Here is an 18,649-nt window from a genome sequence, read left to right on the forward strand (position 1 = left end):
TAATCAATACCCCGAACGCAGCGTTTCAATCGCCACCGGCACCATCGACAGCAGCCACAGGATCAGGCCAATAACGCCGCCCACTACCGTGCCGTTAATGCGGATACGCTGAAGGTCCTTACCGATATTCAGCTCAACCTGATGCGACATATCCTTCGCGTCCCAGCTTTTCACCGTATCGCTGATATGGCGGCTGAGGAACGCCGAGAACTCTGGTGCGACGCCCATGGCGGCCTCCTCCAGATGCTGATTGAGCGAGGCGCGCAGATGCGTATCCTGCACCAGCGTTTCGCCCAGCCACTGCCCGGCCGCGCTCACCTTTGCATGCAGCACCGAATCTGACTTATCCAGATCGGCCTTCAGCCAGCCGCGCAGATCGCCCCACAGCTGGCTGATATAGGTATTCAGCGCTTCGTCCTGCTTGAGGTAGTCCTTAATCTCTTCCGCCTTAAGCTGCATTTCCGGGTCGCTTTTCAGGCGGCTAATCAGCCGCTCCACGGCGCGATTGAAGCCCTGACGGATCTCATGGGCGCCATCCTGCTCGATGTCGTTAAGGATAGACCTCACCGCGTTGGCGGCCATCTCGGCACTCTTTTCGCCCACCCATTCGGTGGGCAGCATCTTCTCCTTAAGCGGATGTTCGCGCTTAAGCCAGCGCATCACCTGTGCGGCGATAAAGTCATGGGTGGCGGGCTTATTCACCAGTTGCAACAGCTGGCTGATGGCATCGTCCAGCAGCGCCTGATGGCGGTTATTTTTGGTCAGACTCTCCAGCACCATCGCCGCCGACTGCGACAGATCGACCTTATCGATCGCCTTGTGAATGGCACGACGCATAAACGCCTGGATGCGCTGGTCGTCCGCGAGGTCGAGGAAGCCTCGGACCATCTTCAGCAGATACCCGCCCAGCCGTTCAGCGTTCTCCGGGGTACGCAGCCAGCTGGCCATCATCTGCGCCGGATCGTGACGGCGAATCAGCGTCAGCAGGGCATCGGTATTAAGAAACTTATCCTGCACGAACAGCGCCAGATTATCGGCGATACGCTCCTTATTGCGCGGGATAATGGCGGTATGGCGACCCACCAGCGGGATCGGCACCCGGCGAAACAGCGCGCTTACCGCAAACCAGTCTGCCAGCGCGCCCACCATCGACGCCTCTGCGACAGACTTCAGCGCCCCCACCCAGCGGCTGGCCGGGAACCACAGGGGATAAAGCACGGTAGCAATAAAAAGCACTGCCGCGCCGCACAGCAGCATCAGGGGCAGACGTTTGGCCTTAAGTAACTCAGCTTCTTTATCCTTCACGTCGGAGGCTCCTTGTTGGTATCACGGGCGTAAGCAACCCACAGGTTAACAGCCTGGCGAGGGATTGTCCTTTTCGGTCACATGCAGAGTGTGAGAAGCAGTAGGGCGCAGACGCGAGAGGGGCGCGGGAGGATTTTCTATAGAGATAACAAGAGCCACATGCTGTGGCTCCTGATAAGGGCAATGGAGGGACAGCTCCGAAGAGACTAGGAGATAAACTGCTTGCCCTGCTTCAGCACCAGATCGCAGGCTTTGGTTTTCACCTTCTTGCCCAGCGCGGTATTCCCCAGGCTACTCAGGTTAACCTGCTGATTGTTGCCGGTATTCAGCAGACCCATCAGGCCCTGCTTATAATCGGTGGTTTCCTGCTGCTTAGTGGTGTCCGTCAGGCCAAGCTTGCTCATCAGCTGGTCTTTCACCGAGCTGACGTTGTTATCCACCACGTTATTCTTCACGCAGTACTGCAACACGCCAGCGGCATTGGTCATGCTATTGGAGCTCAGCGACTGATTACCGCCGTTCAGCAGACCCGTCAGCGCGCCCATGGAGGTGCCGGTCTGCGAGGTGGAGCCAGACGTGCCGGATTCAGAATTCTGGCTGAGCGAACTGGCCGCGCTGCTCAGCTGGTCCTGCCAGCTTGCCGCCGAGGCTGCACCCGCCAGCAGGGTGGAAGAGAGTGCCATTGCCAGTACCATCTTAGACGTTGCTTTCATGCTATACCCTTGTATTTGTTATCCGGTGCCGCTGCCAGATGCGCTTTCGCTAACCGCCGGCACGGCAACCCATTTTCATTCCATTGGGACAGCACAATAGCCGCCAGGTTCCCGCGCGCACATATCACCCGCCACGAGGGGTAAGTGTTTAAGAGTAATCTCAGTAAGGTTAAGAAGGCAGGGGCAAAGACCCAGGACTAAAGCGCTCTATTTTTCACCACTCAACGAACGTCCTAAAGGATTTAGGTTGCGCAGGGTAGCCGTAACGGTATAATCCACCTCGTTTTCCGCATACCCTTCAGTGCCGAAGTGGCGAAATCGGTAGACGCAGTTGATTCAAAATCAACCGCCGCAAGGCGTGCCGGTTCGATTCCGGCCTTCGGCACCAATGGTATGTAAATAGACCTCAACTGAGGTCTTTTTTTATGCCTAAAATCCAGTCCCCGCAAGGCTTTCCTCGCTTTTTCACTCAACCTAAGTCAACCTGATTCAATCTACATCAACTTACTGATGTGGGTACAACTGCGGGTATATCCCGGTTCGATAATGTTTGTACCCACACAGAACCCTTGAAAGGATACTCATCATGGCTCTGAGTGATGTGAAGGTTCGTTCGGCTAAGCCTGAAGCAAAAGCCTATAAACTAACTGACGGTGAAGGCATGGTTTTGCTGGTTCACCCTAACGGTTCCAAATATTGGCGTCTTCGTTATCGCTTCGGCGGTAAAGAGAAGATGCTAGCGCTGGGGAAATATCCCGAAGTCTCGCTGGCGGATGCCAGGGCACGCAGGGATGAGGCCCGTAAGCTATTAGCTAATGACGTCGATCCCAGTGAGAACAAGAAAGCCGTTAAGGTAGAGCAGGAGCAAGAGGCAATAACGTTTGAAGTGGTCGCCAGAGACTGGCATGCCAGCAATCAGAAGTGGTCTGCATCGCATAGCGCTCGTGTATTGAAAAGCCTCGAAGATAATCTCTTTGCTGCCATCGGTAAGCGGAACATTGCTGAATTGAAGACACGGGATTTGCTTGTACCCATCAAAGCGGTGGAGTCATCCGGGCGTCTTGAAGTCGCCGCCCGTTTGCAGCAGCGGACTACCGCTATTATGCGCTTTGCCGTTCAGAGCGGCTTAATTGACTACAATCCCGCGCAAGAGATTGCCGGTGCGGTTGCTACGGTGAAAAGACAGCATCGTGCTGCTCTGGAACTCAATCGCATACCTGAATTACTTCACCGTATCGATCACTACTCTGGCAGACCGTTAACCCGACTGGCTGTCGAACTCACGTTGTTGGTTTTCATTCGTTCAAGTGAACTGCGTTTTGCTCGCTGGTCTGAAGTAGATTTTGAAACGGCCATGTGGACGATTCCAAGTGAACGTGAACCGTTGGAAGGTGTTAAGCATTCTCAGCGTGGTTCAAAGATGCGGACGCCCCATCTTGTTCCCTTATCGAGTCAGGCCTTAGCTATTCTGGAAAAGATCAAAAGCATGAGCGGGAATCGTAAGCTGATTTTTGTTGGTGATCACGATCCGCGTAAACCCCTAAGTGAGAATACGGTGAACAAGGCTTTGCGAGTGATGGGCTATGATACGAAAACAGAAGTCTGTGGGCATGGTTTCAGGACGATGGCGTGTAGTTCACTTATTGAATCAGGATTGTGGTCGAGGGATGCAGTGGAGCGGCAGATGAGTCACCAGGAGCGTAGTTCTGTACGGGCAGCTTACATCCATAAGGCGGAGCATCTGGGCGAGAGGAGGCTAATGTTGCAGTGGTGGGCTGATTATCTGGATATTAATCGAGAAAAAGCAATTAGTCCGTTTGACTTTGCTAAGTTGAAGACCGAGTAAATTTAGCCAACGAGAACGATTTGGTATCCACCAAACGGAAAGCCATTTTTGGCATGTATAAATATGCGCTCTATCTGGAGGGAAGACGGGATAGGGGGCACGTGTATGCGATAATCTTGAATGATATTACACACATTATTTAACAAGAGTGCATAAAAGCACGCAGTCTTTAAAAATGTCTGTGCATGTTTTTTATTGTTCGATTGTTTTTTTCTTTCTTTAAAATCAATTGGTTGAGTGGCGAGAGTATGGTTTTTTTGCACTTAAACCAAGGCAAAGCCTCTCTGTAGACCCGCTACTGCATTATTTTTTGGTTTACATTCTGATCTTTTTGCTCAATCATAGCTTCACCACTCCACTTTTATCTCTGTACATAAACTACAGAGTTAAGTGGTGAGGTGCGACAGACTGCAATCTGTCGCGTTGACTCAAACCCAAACGTCTAAATTAGGAGATTAAATCTATGCCAGCTTATCAAATTTCTTACGATCTGCGAAAGCAGAAAGATTATGCCCCGCTCATTGAGCGCATCAAGTCTTATGGGACCTGGTGTCATCCTCTGGAATCAACCTGGATTATTGTCACCGAGCAAACGGCAACTCAAGTTCGCGATTATCTCAAAGCCGTTATGGATAACGATGATGGTTTACTCGTTACTGGTTTGCGGGGAGATGGTGCGTGGTATGGGCTTTCCGACGAGATATCTCAATGGCTTAAAACCAACTTATAATCGCCACGTTTAAGAATAGATGCGCCATGGATGGTGCAATGAATCAGGGGCCCGTATGCCAACACCTTTAAAACAGTTAGGCCAAATTGCAGGCATCCGTTCAGGCCACACTCTAAGGGGAGCAATCACGCCTGACCCTGAAGGGGATGTGCGTCTTTTACAGATTAAAGACCTTGATCAGGACTGGCAGTTCAATCATAACGCTCTACCTACTGTCTTATGGGAACAACGCATCGCTCCCCCATTTCTTGAACAGGGGGAGATTATTGTTGCGGCCAGGGGGAATCGTAATCTGGCAGTTGTCTATCGTGGCGAGGTTCCTGTGGTTGCTACCAGCCAGTTCCTGATTGTTAGCCTCAGAAGACAAGAGCGTGAGATTGTCCCCGAATACCTCTGCTGGTTGTTAAACCATCCGATGATTCAGCAATGGTTTCATCGGAGTGGCACCAACATTCAGTTAATAACGAAATCAGCGCTGCTGGATGTCGCTATCCCGGTTCCGCCTCTTGAAACCCAATTACAGCTTATCGATCTCCAGCGTGTATGGCAGAAAGAAGATGAACTTATCAATAAGTTACAGAAAAATCGCCATCAGCTTGAGCTTGGTATTTTACAAAAATTACTTAAGGATTAACTTGTTATGAGCAATATGATCGATCAGGACCGCATCAATCGCGTGCTATGGGGCGTATGTGACACTTTCCGTGGCACCATCAGCCCTGATACTTACAAAGATTTCATTCTTACTATGCTGTTTCTGAAGTACATCTCGGATGTCTGGCAGGATCACTATGATGGTTACAAAGCCCAGTATGGCGATGAACCAGAGCTGATTGAAGAGATGATGAAGAACGAACGCTTTGTTCTACCGAAAGATGCTAGCTTTTATGCTCTCTATAAGCGTCGAAGTGAGGCGGGTAACGGTGAACGTATCGATGTAGCTCTACACGCAATTGAAGAAGCAAACGGCACTAAGCTGAAAGATGGCAGCAAAAGCGTATTCCAGGAAATATCTTTTAATACCAATAAGCTTGGTGACGAAAAACAAAAGAATCTGATTTTAAAACAGCTGCTTGAAGATTTTACTCATCCAGATCTGAACTTGAAACCAAGCCGTGTTGGTGGTCTGGATGTCATTGGTAATGCTTACGAATATTTGATTGGCAAGTTTGCGGCCAATAGCGGCCAGAAAGCCGGCGAGTACTATACTCCCCCTGAAGTGTCCGATCTGCTCGCAGCGTTACTTGATCCGAAGCCTGGCGAGTCTATCTGTGACCCAACCTGCGGTTCTGCTTCGCTATTGATGAAATGCGGTAAGTGGGTAGCTGAGCAACACCATAGCAAGAATTATGAGCTTTACGGGCAGGAAGCGATCGGTTCAACTTGGTCACTGGCTAAAATGAACATGTTTCTGCACGGTGAGGATAACCATAAAATCGAGTGGGGTGACACCATCCGCAACCCCAAATTGCTCGATAAGAATGCCAATTTGATGTTGTTTGATGTGGTCACCGCCAACCCACCCTTCTCACTGGAAAAGTGGGGAATTGATGATGTCTCTGACGATCATTTCGGTCGGTTCCGCCGTGGTTTGCCGCCTAAAGCGAAAGGTGATTATGCCTTTATTTCCCATATGGTCGAAACATTAAAACCTAAAACGGGGCGTATGGGCGTTGTGGTACCACACGGCGTGCTGTTCCGTGGGGCCAGCGAAGGGAAAATCCGCCAGAAGTTTATAGACGAAAATCTTCTTGATGCGGTAATTGGTCTGCCGGAAAAGCTTTTTTTTGGTACGGGCATACCTGCAGCAATCCTGATATTTAAAAAGAGTAAAGTGGACGATAATGTATTGTTTATCGATGCCAGCCGTGATTTTAAGTCAGGTAAAAATCAAAACCAGCTGAGTGCTGAAAATATCACCACAATAGTTAAAACCTACCGTGAAGGGGACAACGTCAAAAGATATGCTTATCTAGCCAGCCTAAAAGAGATTCGCGAAAATAATTATAATCTCAGTATTCCACGCTATGTCGACACTTTTGAGGAAGAAGAGGAAATTGACCTGATGGCGGTGCGTGCCGAGCGAAAAGAATTACAATCTCAATTGGCTGAGTTGGAAGTGCAGATGAAGAAGTATTTGGAGGAATTAGGTTATGATGCCTAATGGATGGAAAAAAACTTTATTAGGGAACGTGATGGAGTTCAAGAATGGTTTGAACTTCACTAAAAATGATACCGGCGAAGATATTAAAATTGTCGGCGTGGCAAATTTTAAAGATCTAAGCGAACTACATTCTACGGAACACTTGGAGGTTGTGAGGGTAGCTGACAAAATTCGTGATGAAGAATTACTAACCAATGGCGACCTGTTATTTGTAAGGTCGAATGGAAATAAAGAGCTAATTGGCAGATGCCTTTATTTTCCATCAGTTTCCGAAAGGTTATCTTTTTCTGGGTTTACGATAAGAGGAAGAGCTAAGCAGGAATTCGTGATACCGCAATACATTGCTGCGGTAGCTCGCTCTTGGTTTATGAAGCAGCAAATATCCAAGAATGGAGGTGGCACAAACATATCTAATCTTAGCCAACAGATACTTAACGATATTGTACTTCCTCTACCAAAATTAGATGAGCAAAAGAAAATAACTGAAGTCTTATCCATCTGGGATAAGGCGATAGGCATGACTGAAAAACTTCTTATCAATAGTCAGCAACAGAAAAAAGCTCTGATGCAGCAACTGCTTACTGGAAAAAGGCGCCTTCTGGATAAAAATGGAGTTAGGTTCAGTAGTGAGTGGAAGACTTGCCGACTAGGTGATATCGGGGAAATAAAAAGTGCAGGTGTTGATAAAAAAAGTGTTGAAGGTGAAATGCCAGTTCGCTTGTTAAATTTCACAGACGTATTCAAGAAGACATTCATATTCTCGAATGAGATCAATCATTGGGTTACTGCGCCATACTCTAAAGTTGATGGGTGTAGTGTACTGAAAGGTGATGTATTTTTTACACCATCGTCAGAAACTAGAGATGAAGTTGGTATGTCTGCGGTGGTTGCATCGCATATTGAAAGCTGTTGCTATAGCTATCATATAGTCCGATTCAGAATTAAAGAAGATTGGGATTTAAACTTTAAAGCATTTGCCTTTTCCACGTCCTCTTTCCGGAAACAGGTTTCATTGCTGGCAGACGGGAGCGGACAGAGATATGTGGTATCTCAAGATGGGTTCAGAAGTGTCATAATTTCATACCCGCCAATAGAGGAACAGCACGAGATAGGTAAAGTCCTTAGGTTGGCTGAAGAAAAAACTATTATTTTAGAGAAAAAGCTTAGCCACTTAAAACAAGAAAAGAAAGCCCTGATGCAGCAACTGCTCACCGGTAAACGCCGGGTGAATATGGAGGTTGCATGACTGATAAAAACTTACCTCAACCACCAGCAGGTGAATTCCTGCTATTTCAAAGCGAGGATGGTCGTGCACGCGTTGAATGTCGCTTTCAGTCAGATACGCTTTGGCTTACTCAGGCATCCATGGCTGAGCTATACGATAAAGATGTTCGTACTATCAACGAACATTTGATCAATATCTTCTCGGAAGGTGAACTTGGTCAAAATTCAACTATCCGGAAATTCCGGATAGTTCGCCAGGAAGGAAAACGTCAGGTTTCCAGAGAGATAGAGCACTACAGTCTCGAAGCCATATTGGCCGTAGGCTATCGTGTTCGCTCAGTTCGGGGGACTCAGTTCCGCCAGTGGGCCACGCAAACCCTACAGGAATATCTGATTAAAGGGTTTGTGATGGATGACGAGCGGCTGAAGAATCCGCCCGTTGGCTCTTCTGTAGTGCCCGACTACTTTGACGAGATGCTGGAACGTATCCGAGATATTCGTGCCAGCGAGCGGCGCGTCTATCTGCGTGTGCGGGAGATTTTCGCGCTGGCTGCTGATTATCAGCCGACTCTGAAAGAGACCACCCTCTTCTTTCAAACCATCCAGAACAAACTGCACTTTGCCTGCACTGGGCTTACTGCTGCTGAGCTAATCCATCAGCGCGCAGATGCCAGCCAGCCTCATATGGGGCTCACCAGCTATAAAGGCAGTGACGTGCGAAAAGGCGATGTCACGGTTGCTAAGAATTACCTGATCCAAAAAGAGGTCAGTGAACTGAACCGTGTAGTGAATATGTGGCTGGACTATGCCGAAGATCAGGCGCTGCGCCGCCAGCAGGTTTTCTTGCAGGACTGGCAGGAGAAGTTGGATCAGTTCCTGCAGTTCAACGATCGCAATGTGCTTCAGGGTGCGGGCACTGTCAGTAAGAAAATGGCAGATGAAAAAGCTCAGGGTGAATATGCACGATTTGCAGAGCAGCGGCGTTTGTTAAAAGAGGCCGAAGGCGAGAAGGATATTACCGAGCTACTGCACTGGAAAGCCGACAAAGATAAGGGAACATCATGAGCATGCAAAGTGTGCCAAAATTCCAGGAAGAGTACAGTGCCAAGCTTCCGGCGCTGGCTCTCTTGAGCAATTTAGGCTGGACATATATTTCACCTCAGCAAGCCTTGTCTGCACGAGCAGGCAAGGCAGATCAGGTGGTCTTAAACCAGATTTTGCGTGAACAGTTAGCCAAGAGAACGTTTATCTTTGCCGGTAAAGAGCATGTCATTTCTGACAAAGCGATTGATAGCCTAGTGGCGGAGGTTAACAGCCCGGCATTAAATCAGGGTTTGATTACCGCCAATGAGCACCTGTACAACCACCTGTTGTACGGCATTTCAGTGACGGAATTTATCGATGGCAAACGGGCGAACCCAACAATCTCGTTGATCGACTGGAACAACCCGCATAACAATAGCTTTGTTTTCACCGAAGAGTTCAGTGTGACACGCGCTAACGGTATTGAGGCTCGCAGGCCCGATATTGTCTGCTTTGTGAATGGTATTCCGTTGGTAGTCATCGAGGCTAAGCGCCCGGATGGCAATGCTAAAAAAGGGCCGACTATTGACGAAGGGATCTCTCAAAGTCTGCGAAACCAGCGTCATGATGAAATTCCGCGACTGTTTGCCTACAGCCAGATTTTATTGTCGATAAACGGCCATGATGGACGTTACGGGACTTGCGGAACACCGACCAAATTTTGGGCTACATGGCGGGAAGAAGATATCTCCGATCTGGAGATGCTTGCCATCAAAAACCGTAAGCTCACAGCACAGCAGATTGATTCAATCTTCAGCCACCGTCAGGTTGCATACCTGGAATGGTATCAAAATCTGACTACAGCGGGAGATTTGGCTATAACGGGCCAGGACCAGCTGCTTATCAGTCTGCTATTACCCGAGCGTCTGCTGGATATGGCTCGCTTCTTCACGCTGTTTGATAAGAGAGCCGGTAAGGTCATTGCCCGATATCAGCAAGTATTCAGTATCAAACGGCTGCTACAGCGTATTGAAACGAAGAACCCTGATGGCAGCCGCAACGGTGGGGTTATCTGGCATACCACCGGTTCGGGTAAGTCACTGACGATGGTTTTCCTGAGCAAGGCGCTGATTCTGAGTGAAACTCTCAAGCAGTGCCGCATCGTCGTGGTGACCGATCGCGTTGATTTGGAAAACCAGCTCAGTCGCACCTTTATCTCAACCGGGGAGCTGGCAGGTAAAAGGGATAAAGCCGATGCCATTGCCACCTCTGGCAGGCGTTTAGCCGAACAGATTGGTAATGGTACTGAGCGCATTCTCTTCTCGTTGATTCAGAAATTTAATACGGCCACTCGCCTGCCCGAATGCGTGAATACCAGCCCCGATATCATTGTGCTGATTGATGAAGGCCACCGTAGCCATGGCGGTGAGAGTCATCAACGCATGAAGCTGGCTCTACCCAACGCGGCCTTTGTTGCTTTCACCGGTACGCCGTTGCTGAAAGATGATAAGACCACTAATAAATTCGGTCCCATCGTTCATGCTTACACCATGCAGCGTGCGGTAGAGGACAAGACTGTCACTCCGCTTCTCTACGAAGAACGGCCACCCGAGCTGAATGTTAATGAACGAGCTATAGATAGCTGGTTTGACCGTATCACCGAGGGGTTAACGGATAAACAAAAAGCCGACTTGAAGCGTAAGTTTGCTAATAAAGGGCAGGTTTATAATGCCGATGACCGCATCCACCTTATTGCGCTGGATATAGCCAACCATTTTGTCAAAAACATCGATGACGGCTTGAAGGGGCAGCTCGCCTGTGACAGTAAAGCCGCAGCGATAAAATACAAAAAGTATCTTGATGAAGCCGGACTGTTTGAGTCTGCAGTGGTCATTAGTTCTCCTGACACGCGTGAAGGGAATTCCGAGGTGGATGAATCTGGTATCCCTGATGTGACCAAATGGTGGCAAGATAATGTCGGCTCTCAGGATGAGCAGATTTACACGCGCAATGTCATTGAGCGTTTTGATAAAGATGATTCGCTGAAGCTTCTTATTGTGGTTGATAAGTTACTTACCGGATTTGATGAACCCAAAAATGCCGTGCTTTACATCGATAAGCCTCTTAAAGGGCATAACCTTATTCAGGCAATAGCCCGTGTTAACCGCCTCCACCCTAAGAAAAAATTTGGTCTGCTAATCGATTATCGGGGCATCCTCAAAGAGCTGGATACCACCATTGAGGATTACCAGAAGCTGGCATCCCGCACGCAGGGCGGGTTTGACATCGACGATCTGGTGGGGCTGTACGGCCAGATGAGTACGGAGTACAAGCGCCTTCCCCAGCTGTATAAAAATCTGTGGGCGATTTTCGCAGGTGTAAAAAACAAAAACGATATTGAGCAACTCCGTCAGGTGCTGGTGCCGCGCACGGAAGAAAAGCATGGCGAGATGGTTGATGTGCATCTTAAAGTCCGTGAAGACTTTTATGAGGCACTCACGCAATTTGCCAGCTGCCTGAAAGTGGCGTTGCAGTCGGCTACCTTCTTTGAGGATAAGAGTTTCAGCGAAGAAGACCGCCAGCACTATAAAGAGACGCTCAGGCAATTTACCAGCCTGCGTCAGTTGGTGAAGCAGGATGCCGGTGAGACGGTAGATTATGATCAGTACACGGAACAAGTTAAAAAGCTGCTGGATAAACACGTTGTTGGTGTAGAAGTCCGCGAGCCTGATGGAGTGTATGAAGTCAGCAAAATGGGACAACGGCCCGAAGAGTGGAGTGAGGATAAAACCCGCAACGAAACGGATATTATCAAAACCCGTGTAACCCGCATGATTGAGCAGGATTTACGTGATGATCCTTATGCCCAGGAAGCCTTCTCGAAGTTACTGCGTCTGGCTATTGAAGAGGCCGAAAAACTGTTTGATCACCCTCTCAAGCAGTACATGCTATTTCGTGAATTTGAGGAGCAGGTACAGGAACGGCGGCTGAACGACATACCCGACGTGTTTGCCGGTCATCACCATGCACAGGCTTACTTTGGCGTGTACAAAAAAGTACTGCCGGAGGTTTTTGCCGTTACCGATTCTCAAGTTATCGATAAGTGGGTGAAGCTTGCTTTTGAAGTAGACCAGGCTGTTGATATCTCAGTGGCTGAGAACTCGATCAATCCGCAAAATATCGAGGCTGATATTCGCAAGAAGCTTCTACCGATGATGTTTAAAGAGTGTAAGGCAATAGGTGGCGGAATGGATCAGGCGAAAAAGATTGTGGAAATGATCGTCCAGATTACCCGTGTAGGGCTGAGCGGAGTCTAAATTGTGGGCGAAAGAACAATGAGCTTCATTTACGGTGATGAACGTATTACCTTCGAGTGTAAACCCCGACCATTGGTGAATGGACGCATCCTGATAAAAGTTCACCCCGACTGCCGGGTTGTAGTATCCGCGCCGCAGGATACCGATGACCAACAGGTTCTGAATGCCGCTGAAAAGCGTGGGCGCTGGATCTATCAGCAGCTACGGGACTTCCGTAAGCAGCTGGAATATATAACTCCACGACAGTATATCAGCGGTGAGAGCCACTATTACCTGGGCAAACAGTACATGCTTAAGGTGATAGTGGCTCCCTCTAACACTCAGGGTGTAAAAATGTTACGTGGCAAGCTGGAAGTCACCTTACGCTATAAGAGCGCTGAAAAGGTTCTGCAGTTGCTGACTGACTGGTATAAGGCTCGAGCCCGCGAAGTCTTCGCCAAAAGGCTGAGCGCTATGCTGGAGCAAGCGTTATGGGTAAGTGACTCACCGCCATTGCGCATTCTTACCATGCAGACTCAGTGGGGAAGTTGTTCCCCCAATGGAAGGGTGACCCTGAATCCCAATCTGGTAAAGGCCCCGCGTGAGTGTATCGATTACGTTATCTTGCATGAACTCTGCCATCTGGCCGAGCATAACCATAGCGAACGCTTCTACCGGCTCATGGGGCAGGTAATGCCTGACTGGGAGAAGACCAAGAAGCGTTTGGATGGGATGGCTGGGATGATAATGACAAGCTAAACATAATGGCGTGCGATGCTTCAGTCCTGCAGCATCCATCGCATGAGGGAGGAGGATATGGAAAAAATCATATGTGCTCTGTGTAATACCGCAGTCGAAGTAACGATGCTGTCCAGTCATTTGCTAACCAATCATGGCTGGAAGATGGCACCTCATCTTGCTAAGCCGGTAGCTGAGGCATCGCTTATTGCCCGTCAAACCTGCAAATGTCCAGTATGTAACGTCTCTCTCAAAGATGCGAAAAAATTAGAAAAGCATATAAATAAAGCCCATTCAGAAAGACCAAGCTCTTCTCCCATCAGTAGTAATCCTCCAAAGAAAAACAGTGTAACGACGATTTGCTATCAATGGGCGATAACTCAACCGCTCGATAAAAAATACTCCGCTGTAGTAGAGAAATTCGTTGCTGAAAAAACGTTATCTGAAATTGAAAAAGAAATAATGACTATCGTGAATGGCTATGATGCGGCGGATACTTCCAGACAGAGTTTGATGTCAGGGCGGCTCATTCTGCTTGCCCATGCCAAGAAAAGACTTGCTGCAAAAAGCAAATCCAGCAAAAACAAGAAAGTAACGGCAAAGGGTAAAAAAACCAAAAGTGCCAAGTCACGAGACATTATGGACCAATACATTGGCGGGCGTAGAATTGTTGTATCCGGCGGTTTACCTTCCCTGGGAAAAAGGTGATGAGGTTAATTTACTGATAAATATAAGTATTAATTTTAAATTCAACTACTAAATAGCTGCGCGGAATAGTGCTCCACTTTGGACCAGCCCTTGTAGGACAATGGATTGCGCTGTTCTTACTTCTGAGCCGCGCTACATCAGAGCCTGCCATGTTTTGCCCTAACGCGACTGTTGCATACCCACAAATAGCAAGTGTAGTGGTATTAGGAACAGCTATTTAGTCCGTGATGGGCGCAGTTCATTAGCACATCTTGGGCTATGGTCTGCTGGTCATGCTCAAACCAATGTTCCTCAACTAACGTTCTCCCTGGTAATACTCCATACAATACCAGTCAGCCTTCACAGATGGCAGACGTAATGGTCGTAAGGGGGCGCTTTGGCGGTGACCGCAGAGGTCAACCGCCCACGTGAAGCATGGGCAATAAAAGATTTGGCATACATGATGTTGCTCCTTACCGCCAGACAGCACGCAGGCGAAAGCCGTCCTTGTATGGTCAGGCTGGCGGGGTGTGTATGACGGAATGGTTCAGTTCAGATGGATGGGCGGTGATTTAGCAGTAAATGGCTGAGTGGGGGATTATGAGCGAGACTGCGCAATACGCTGCTGCATCCAGGTTTCCACTTCGCTTTTGAGCCAGCGGGAGCTGCGTCCGAGCTTGATGGGTTTGGGGAAGACACCGTCGCTAATCAGTTTATAGAACCACTTATCCGTCATTTTGGTATAGGTGGTGATGAATACCATATCGACAAGCTCGTCGTTGAGCTGGAAGGGTAAATTATTCTGAGTTGTCATAATGACGGTCTCCATATGAAACGTTGAGAGGTATGGAGATGTGCCGTGCAGGTATGATTGACCGTTGGCACTTCTCCTTCTCAACATCCACATGTGAGTAATAAAACACTGTCTTGCTGCTTACCTCTGAGAACAACCCAGATTACGCCTGCCGTCTGAGTGATCTTTGCTAAATTCTTTTGCCAGATACATTGCTCTTTCGGTTAATGCTTCGCAATCAGTCTCAAAGTGAGGTTTATTACGATTTAAAGAATAATAACCGCTGACAGGAATATGGATAAGTCCATGATGTTTTTTTTCATGGCTATCACGTTTAATCGCTCGAATCCAGGCGTTAATCACGATTTTGAAAATGCTGTAAAAATTAAACCGCGGTTCTGTTTGTCTTTTACCTGGCCAGGGGTAGGCATCCTTGTTGAGTAGCAAAAGGACGTGATAGTGGTGTTTTGATTCATCCTGATTGAGTTCCCGCACCCAAACGAACCTTACCTTACAAGAAAGCGTTGTCTTACCTGCTTTTCTCTTTCGCTTAATGTCCTCCTCAATCTGGGATTTCACTGAGGAAATAAAATTGGAAATAACATCGGGAGCATCGTAATAGCGTGTAGGGCAGTCCTGCCTGTCTTCTTCGTCGGGGAAGCGAAGATCAAATCTGACAGCCATCACACGGGGATATTGATTCAGAGCTTTATCGATGGTCTCGTTGATACGTTTGACGTAGTAATAGCTATGTGAGCTTTTATCTGATTTCTTCTTGTTCATTACGTTGAGTCCTTAGCTGATTGAGTTCAGTTCATCGGATCTCTGGTAATTCTTTACTGAGTGTCATGCCACTCATGTACTTTCACTATTTCGATACATATCAATGATCATTAGTACTAATGTCTCTATTCATATCCTTATATCCTCAGATAACCTTATGCCCATTATTAACAATACGGAGACAAGGAGGAGAAGATAAAGGTAGTTTGCAATAGTAGAAGGATTCGCCAAAATCTGGCCTCGACGAGCCTGTAAACCTGCTGAAATCACTCCCGAGTTATCGTTGAATTTTTCGAGGGATTTAGCTCATATTCCTCTTGCTTTTATACGTTGTCTGAATGCTGTCTGGAGTGGATAAAAAAGTGTTAGGGCCTGCAGTAATTTTTAACTAAAGAACGTATAGCCTCTTTCTGTATTGCGAAGTCTAAGTTGGTTTGCCAGAACAACGCTCGGAGGATTGCTAACGTAGTAATCGGAAAGTAAGGTTGTGGGCAGGGCTAGATGGCTAAGCCTTCACTACAATACAAGGCCCAGTAAAAAAATAACTAAAATAGCGAAAGCTTGGACTGGCTGTTGTAAAGGGGGCTGAGGAGTCGAATATCTTAGTTGGGTGTGTTAGGATATCAATTTTAATATCAACATGTTATAAAAAGTGCTGTACTATTTTGGGTTCAAAAAGTGCTGCATCTTGAGAGGTGATAATGCCAAGTAACAACCGGATAACCGTCAATCTCCCATCCAAGTCGCTTTACAGTGCTCTAAAAAAACTAGCTCAAAAGACGGAGCTCACACTTTCAGGACTTGTGCAGAAAATCGTTATCGCAAGCCTCAGATCCGATGTGACGGATACTTTGTTTATGGAAGAATTACGTGCAGATACAACCCCAGAAAAAGCAGGAGAACAGGTGGGGAATCTAACACGTATCCTTCACCGTACCGTAATGATACAGAGAGAAAAGCACACACCCGACAAGCTTTTAACGCTAAACTCCAGGTCATTGGTATTACGTGATTACCAATATGAAAGTACTGTCGTGGGATTTGAGAGATATGCTCAGGCTGCAACCTTGAGAAATAACATTAGTAATGAATTTAAAAAAATAGTCAGAGAGTCATTAAGGGATCATACCATCAAGATGGCTCCCCTAATCATAGGTCAGTTGGGTGGTGTGCCTGATATTCTTCATTTATTCGTTAAAAAAGCAGTGGTTCAGTATTATCATGATGACTATGGCCTCATACACTTTAAAATCAGACCTGAGCTGCATGTATTACCAATTTTTATCAATGACGCTATGAACAGCAAGCTTGATCTTTTTCAGATAAAATTTAAACAGTTCAGGGATGTGGCAGTAAATGGTTGGGATAAGAGAAAGTATGAACGGCTGATTTTAATAGATAACGCATCTACTTCTCGCTCGGGGGGATATTTCGTTGGTGTTTCCTTGTACACACTGGATTACACGGCGGATGAGTATAAGGATTTTTATTGCATCCCCATTGACGATGATTCTGCACGGAAATCAGTAAACTGCATGGTGCACATTCATCACAGAGATGTGAAATTCAAAAGGATCTTAAAGCCTTTAGCTCCATAGATATTCAGACCGATATTATTTCTGTGATAACCAGATTAAATTTTTATCACAGGTGATATTGATGAACAACGAACGCTCGGCAGATAAGCCGCTGGCGAGGATACTCTCCCGTCTGCCAGCAGATACAAGACGTGAGATTCAGCATAATCTCAGTCGTGTCCTCTTTTATGAACCCCGCATTGGACTAATGGGCAAAACTGGCGCAGGTAAATCAAGCCTGTGCAATACCCTTTTTAGCTCTCCTCTTGCCAGCATCGATGCAGTGAAAGGATGTACCCGTCTTGCTCAGCAGTATAAAATCTCTGATGGTATACATGCACTTAACGTTATTGATTTTCCAGGGATTGGTGAAACACCAACGTTTGATAAGGTTTATGCCAACCTGTACAAACTTTGGCTAAAAAAGCTGGATCTGATTGTTTGGGTGCTGAAAGCTGATGACCGTGCCTGGAATGATGATATTCGTTGTTACAGACAGCTGATTTCACAGGGTGCAGATCGTGCCCAATTTTTGTTCGTCCTTAACCAAGCCGATAAAATCGAGCCTTGCCGGGAATGGGATGCTGTAAGCCATCAACCTTCTATGCTGCAGCAACAAAACTTGCTTAAGAAGGTTACTCAGGTAAATACCGTATTTTCTCCCGTTCATCCTGTATTGGCGGTTTCTGCTTCTGAAGGTTTCAATATATCTCGATGGGTAGAAATCCTAATCACCGTTTTACCCGACCAGGCCAGCAGTGCGGTTACCCGGCAGCTTGAGCCTGCGTATCGGACGGAGAAAGTGACTGCCACGGCACGGGAGGGCTTTAGTCGTGTTATAGGTGACATCTTTGACGAAAGCGTAGAGGCCCTGCTGGAGTCACACACCTTAAGAACGTGGTTAAAACAGGTCCGCTCTCGGCTGCTCTCCTTGGCCAAATTGCTTTGGCATCGCTTCTTTTAACTCTCACCTAAAACCAGCTATCCGTTCGATCTGTTTCGCCGATCGAACGTAAATTTATTATAGTTTTAAGCTATCAATTGAATATTAATGATCGGAAATATCAATAGCTATAAACGATCAGTTTCGGTTTATTGATCTTCACTAACGATTATCCCTCATCTTTACATCCCGATACGATCCCCTCGCTGGGGAGGTCGTTTAATCCCAATATTTTCTAATTAATTGTTAATAAAGGAATAATTTTTATGTTGAAACCTTATCCGCTTCTCAAGCTGGACGTCTATGCATGGTGCTTGTCCATTGGCCTTCCGGTCATCTGGATACCCTTTGCCATTTTCTTCCCTAAAGAGATTTCCCTTGGCTTGTATATGGTGCTCTCCCTTATTTGGGTGCTGCTCGACCGACTGAGCCTGATGAAGCAGGAAATAACGCCCCCTTCAATGGGATGGTTCCTGCTGCCGATGGTTTACCTGCGCCAGCGTGACGAGCGTCAGGGGAAGCCCTGGCGCTTGTTACAGGTATGGCTGATTTGCACCGTGTTGTCAGCCGTGGCTGGTAATCACTTTAAAACGCAATCGGGTACCGAACGGCTGGCGCAAAGTGCTTGCCCGGTGGTCACTAAAATCCTGCAGCGTCAGGGTATCGAAGAGCACTGTATCCGTATCACAGATATCAAGGAGGAGGTGGCAGGGCGTTTTTATCAGGCTCAGGCTTTGCTGAATACCGGCTCAAAAGAGCCGCTGACGATAGAAGTGCGCTCTGGCGGGAATATTTACGTCACGCTCACAGATTCGGAATAAGTGATT

At 47.3% G+C, this 18,649-nt stretch carries 16 protein-coding genes and 1 tRNA gene; 13 read left to right on the forward strand and 4 right to left on the reverse strand.

Features of this window, described 5'->3' with window-relative positions:
• Nucleotides 1-3 precede the first annotated feature (3 nt).
• Complete coding sequence (locus A1830_RS12055; RefSeq protein WP_067706311.1) at nt 4-1,257, reverse strand: DUF445 domain-containing protein; 1,254 nt, start codon at nt 1,255-1,257, stop codon at nt 4-6.
• A 254-nt stretch (nt 1,258-1,511) separates the two neighbouring features.
• Nucleotides 1,512-2,018, reverse strand: a complete 507-nt coding sequence (locus A1830_RS12060; RefSeq protein ID WP_067706084.1) for a YjjA family protein — start codon at nt 2,016-2,018, stop codon at nt 1,512-1,514.
• A gap of 303 nt (nt 2,019-2,321) precedes the next feature.
• Here A1830_RS12060 and A1830_RS12065 point away from each other — a divergent pair.
• From A1830_RS12065 to A1830_RS12110, 10 genes are all read left to right on the forward strand, one after another.
• Nucleotides 2,322-2,406: transfer RNA gene (locus tag A1830_RS12065), tRNA-Leu, on the forward strand.
• Between the two features lie 198 nt (nt 2,407-2,604).
• The gene (locus A1830_RS12070; RefSeq protein ID WP_067706086.1) at nt 2,605-3,864 is read left to right on the forward strand and encodes a tyrosine-type recombinase/integrase; all 1,260 of its coding nucleotides are present in this window, start codon (nt 2,605-2,607) and stop codon (nt 3,862-3,864) included.
• Between the two features lie 463 nt (nt 3,865-4,327).
• A complete protein-coding gene (locus tag A1830_RS12075; RefSeq protein ID WP_067706087.1) occupies nt 4,328-4,594 on the forward strand; it encodes a hypothetical protein in 267 nt (88 codons plus the stop codon).
• Between the two features lie 55 nt (nt 4,595-4,649).
• A complete protein-coding gene (locus A1830_RS12080; protein ID WP_067706088.1) occupies nt 4,650-5,228 on the forward strand; it encodes a restriction endonuclease subunit S in 579 nt (192 codons plus the stop codon).
• 6 nt (nt 5,229-5,234) lie between these two features.
• A complete protein-coding gene (locus tag A1830_RS12085; RefSeq protein ID WP_067706090.1) occupies nt 5,235-6,758 on the forward strand; it encodes a type I restriction-modification system subunit M in 1,524 nt (507 codons plus the stop codon).
• Nucleotides 6,748-8,004 carry a restriction endonuclease subunit S gene (locus A1830_RS12090; RefSeq protein ID WP_067706092.1) on the forward strand — a complete coding sequence of 419 codons (1,257 nt, stop codon included), beginning with the start codon at nt 6,748-6,750 and terminating at the stop codon, nt 8,002-8,004. The genes A1830_RS12085 and A1830_RS12090 overlap by 11 nt, the downstream gene beginning before the upstream one ends.
• Nucleotides 8,001-9,047 (forward strand): virulence RhuM family protein, encoded by a 1,047-nt coding sequence (locus tag A1830_RS12095; protein WP_067706094.1) that lies wholly within the window; start codon nt 8,001-8,003, stop codon nt 9,045-9,047. The genes A1830_RS12090 and A1830_RS12095 overlap by 4 nt, the downstream gene beginning before the upstream one ends.
• Nucleotides 9,044-12,322 (forward strand): type I restriction endonuclease subunit R, encoded by a 3,279-nt coding sequence (locus tag A1830_RS12100; protein WP_067706096.1) that lies wholly within the window; start codon nt 9,044-9,046, stop codon nt 12,320-12,322. Before A1830_RS12095 ends, A1830_RS12100 begins: the two co-directional genes overlap by 4 nt.
• A gap of 18 nt (nt 12,323-12,340) precedes the next feature.
• Nucleotides 12,341-13,060, forward strand: coding sequence for a M48 family metallopeptidase (locus tag A1830_RS12105; RefSeq protein ID WP_067706098.1), 720 nt, complete (start codon nt 12,341-12,343; stop codon nt 13,058-13,060).
• A 57-nt stretch (nt 13,061-13,117) separates the two neighbouring features.
• On the forward strand, nt 13,118-13,747 hold the full coding sequence (locus A1830_RS12110) for a hypothetical protein (protein WP_156484994.1): 630 nt from the start codon (nt 13,118-13,120) through the stop codon (nt 13,745-13,747).
• A 577-nt stretch (nt 13,748-14,324) separates the two neighbouring features.
• On the opposite strand, the gene A1830_RS12115 is transcribed toward A1830_RS12110, so the two are convergent.
• Nucleotides 14,325-14,540, reverse strand: coding sequence for a helix-turn-helix transcriptional regulator (locus A1830_RS12115; RefSeq protein WP_067706101.1), 216 nt, complete (start codon nt 14,538-14,540; stop codon nt 14,325-14,327).
• Between the two features lie 120 nt (nt 14,541-14,660).
• The gene (locus A1830_RS12120; protein ID WP_067706103.1) at nt 14,661-15,302 is read right to left on the reverse strand and encodes an inovirus Gp2 family protein; all 642 of its coding nucleotides are present in this window, start codon (nt 15,300-15,302) and stop codon (nt 14,661-14,663) included.
• 701 nt (nt 15,303-16,003) lie between these two features.
• On the opposite strand from A1830_RS12120, the gene A1830_RS12125 reads away from it, so the two are divergent.
• From A1830_RS12125 to A1830_RS12135, 3 genes are all read left to right on the forward strand, one after another.
• Entirely contained in the window at nt 16,004-16,900 is an 897-nt protein-coding gene (locus tag A1830_RS12125) for a hypothetical protein (protein WP_067706105.1), read from the forward strand.
• A 61-nt stretch (nt 16,901-16,961) separates the two neighbouring features.
• Nucleotides 16,962-17,843 (forward strand): GTPase family protein, encoded by an 882-nt coding sequence (locus tag A1830_RS12130; RefSeq protein ID WP_304439242.1) that lies wholly within the window; start codon nt 16,962-16,964, stop codon nt 17,841-17,843.
• 245 nt (nt 17,844-18,088) lie between these two features.
• Nucleotides 18,089-18,643 (forward strand): hypothetical protein, encoded by a 555-nt coding sequence (locus A1830_RS12135; protein ID WP_067706107.1) that lies wholly within the window; start codon nt 18,089-18,091, stop codon nt 18,641-18,643.
• Nucleotides 18,644-18,649 lie beyond the last annotated feature (6 nt).

Source organism: Erwinia sp. ErVv1, assembly GCF_900068895.1.
Taxonomy (GTDB): Bacteria; Pseudomonadota; Gammaproteobacteria; order Enterobacterales; family Enterobacteriaceae; genus Erwinia.

What these genes read in the sequence shown, in the direction of transcription:
- A1830_RS12100 (WP_067706096.1), top strand. Translation starts at nt 9,044, where the DNA reads ATGAGCATGCAAAGTGTGCCAAAATTCCAGGAAGAGTACAGTGCCAAG.
- A1830_RS12120 (WP_067706103.1), bottom strand. Translation starts at nt 15,302, where the DNA reads ATGAACAAGAAGAAATCAGATAAAAGCTCACATAGCTATTACTACGTC.
- A1830_RS12095 (WP_067706094.1), top strand. Translation starts at nt 8,001, where the DNA reads ATGACTGATAAAAACTTACCTCAACCACCAGCAGGTGAATTCCTGCTA.
- A1830_RS12125 (WP_067706105.1), top strand. Translation starts at nt 16,004, where the DNA reads ATGCCAAGTAACAACCGGATAACCGTCAATCTCCCATCCAAGTCGCTT.
- A1830_RS12105 (WP_067706098.1), top strand. Translation starts at nt 12,341, where the DNA reads ATGAGCTTCATTTACGGTGATGAACGTATTACCTTCGAGTGTAAACCC.
- A1830_RS12090 (WP_067706092.1), top strand. Translation starts at nt 6,748, where the DNA reads ATGATGCCTAATGGATGGAAAAAAACTTTATTAGGGAACGTGATGGAG.
- A1830_RS12135 (WP_067706107.1), top strand. Translation starts at nt 18,089, where the DNA reads ATGTTGAAACCTTATCCGCTTCTCAAGCTGGACGTCTATGCATGGTGC.
- A1830_RS12130 (WP_304439242.1), top strand. Translation starts at nt 16,962, where the DNA reads ATGAACAACGAACGCTCGGCAGATAAGCCGCTGGCGAGGATACTCTCC.
- A1830_RS12075 (WP_067706087.1), top strand. Translation starts at nt 4,328, where the DNA reads ATGCCAGCTTATCAAATTTCTTACGATCTGCGAAAGCAGAAAGATTAT.
- A1830_RS12055 (WP_067706311.1), bottom strand. Translation starts at nt 1,257, where the DNA reads ATGCTGCTGTGCGGCGCGGCAGTGCTTTTTATTGCTACCGTGCTTTAT.
- A1830_RS12060 (WP_067706084.1), bottom strand. Translation starts at nt 2,018, where the DNA reads ATGAAAGCAACGTCTAAGATGGTACTGGCAATGGCACTCTCTTCCACC.
- A1830_RS12085 (WP_067706090.1), top strand. Translation starts at nt 5,235, where the DNA reads ATGAGCAATATGATCGATCAGGACCGCATCAATCGCGTGCTATGGGGC.
- A1830_RS12115 (WP_067706101.1), bottom strand. Translation starts at nt 14,540, where the DNA reads ATGACAACTCAGAATAATTTACCCTTCCAGCTCAACGACGAGCTTGTC.
- A1830_RS12110 (WP_156484994.1), top strand. Translation starts at nt 13,118, where the DNA reads ATGGAAAAAATCATATGTGCTCTGTGTAATACCGCAGTCGAAGTAACG.
- A1830_RS12070 (WP_067706086.1), top strand. Translation starts at nt 2,605, where the DNA reads ATGGCTCTGAGTGATGTGAAGGTTCGTTCGGCTAAGCCTGAAGCAAAA.
- A1830_RS12080 (WP_067706088.1), top strand. Translation starts at nt 4,650, where the DNA reads ATGCCAACACCTTTAAAACAGTTAGGCCAAATTGCAGGCATCCGTTCA.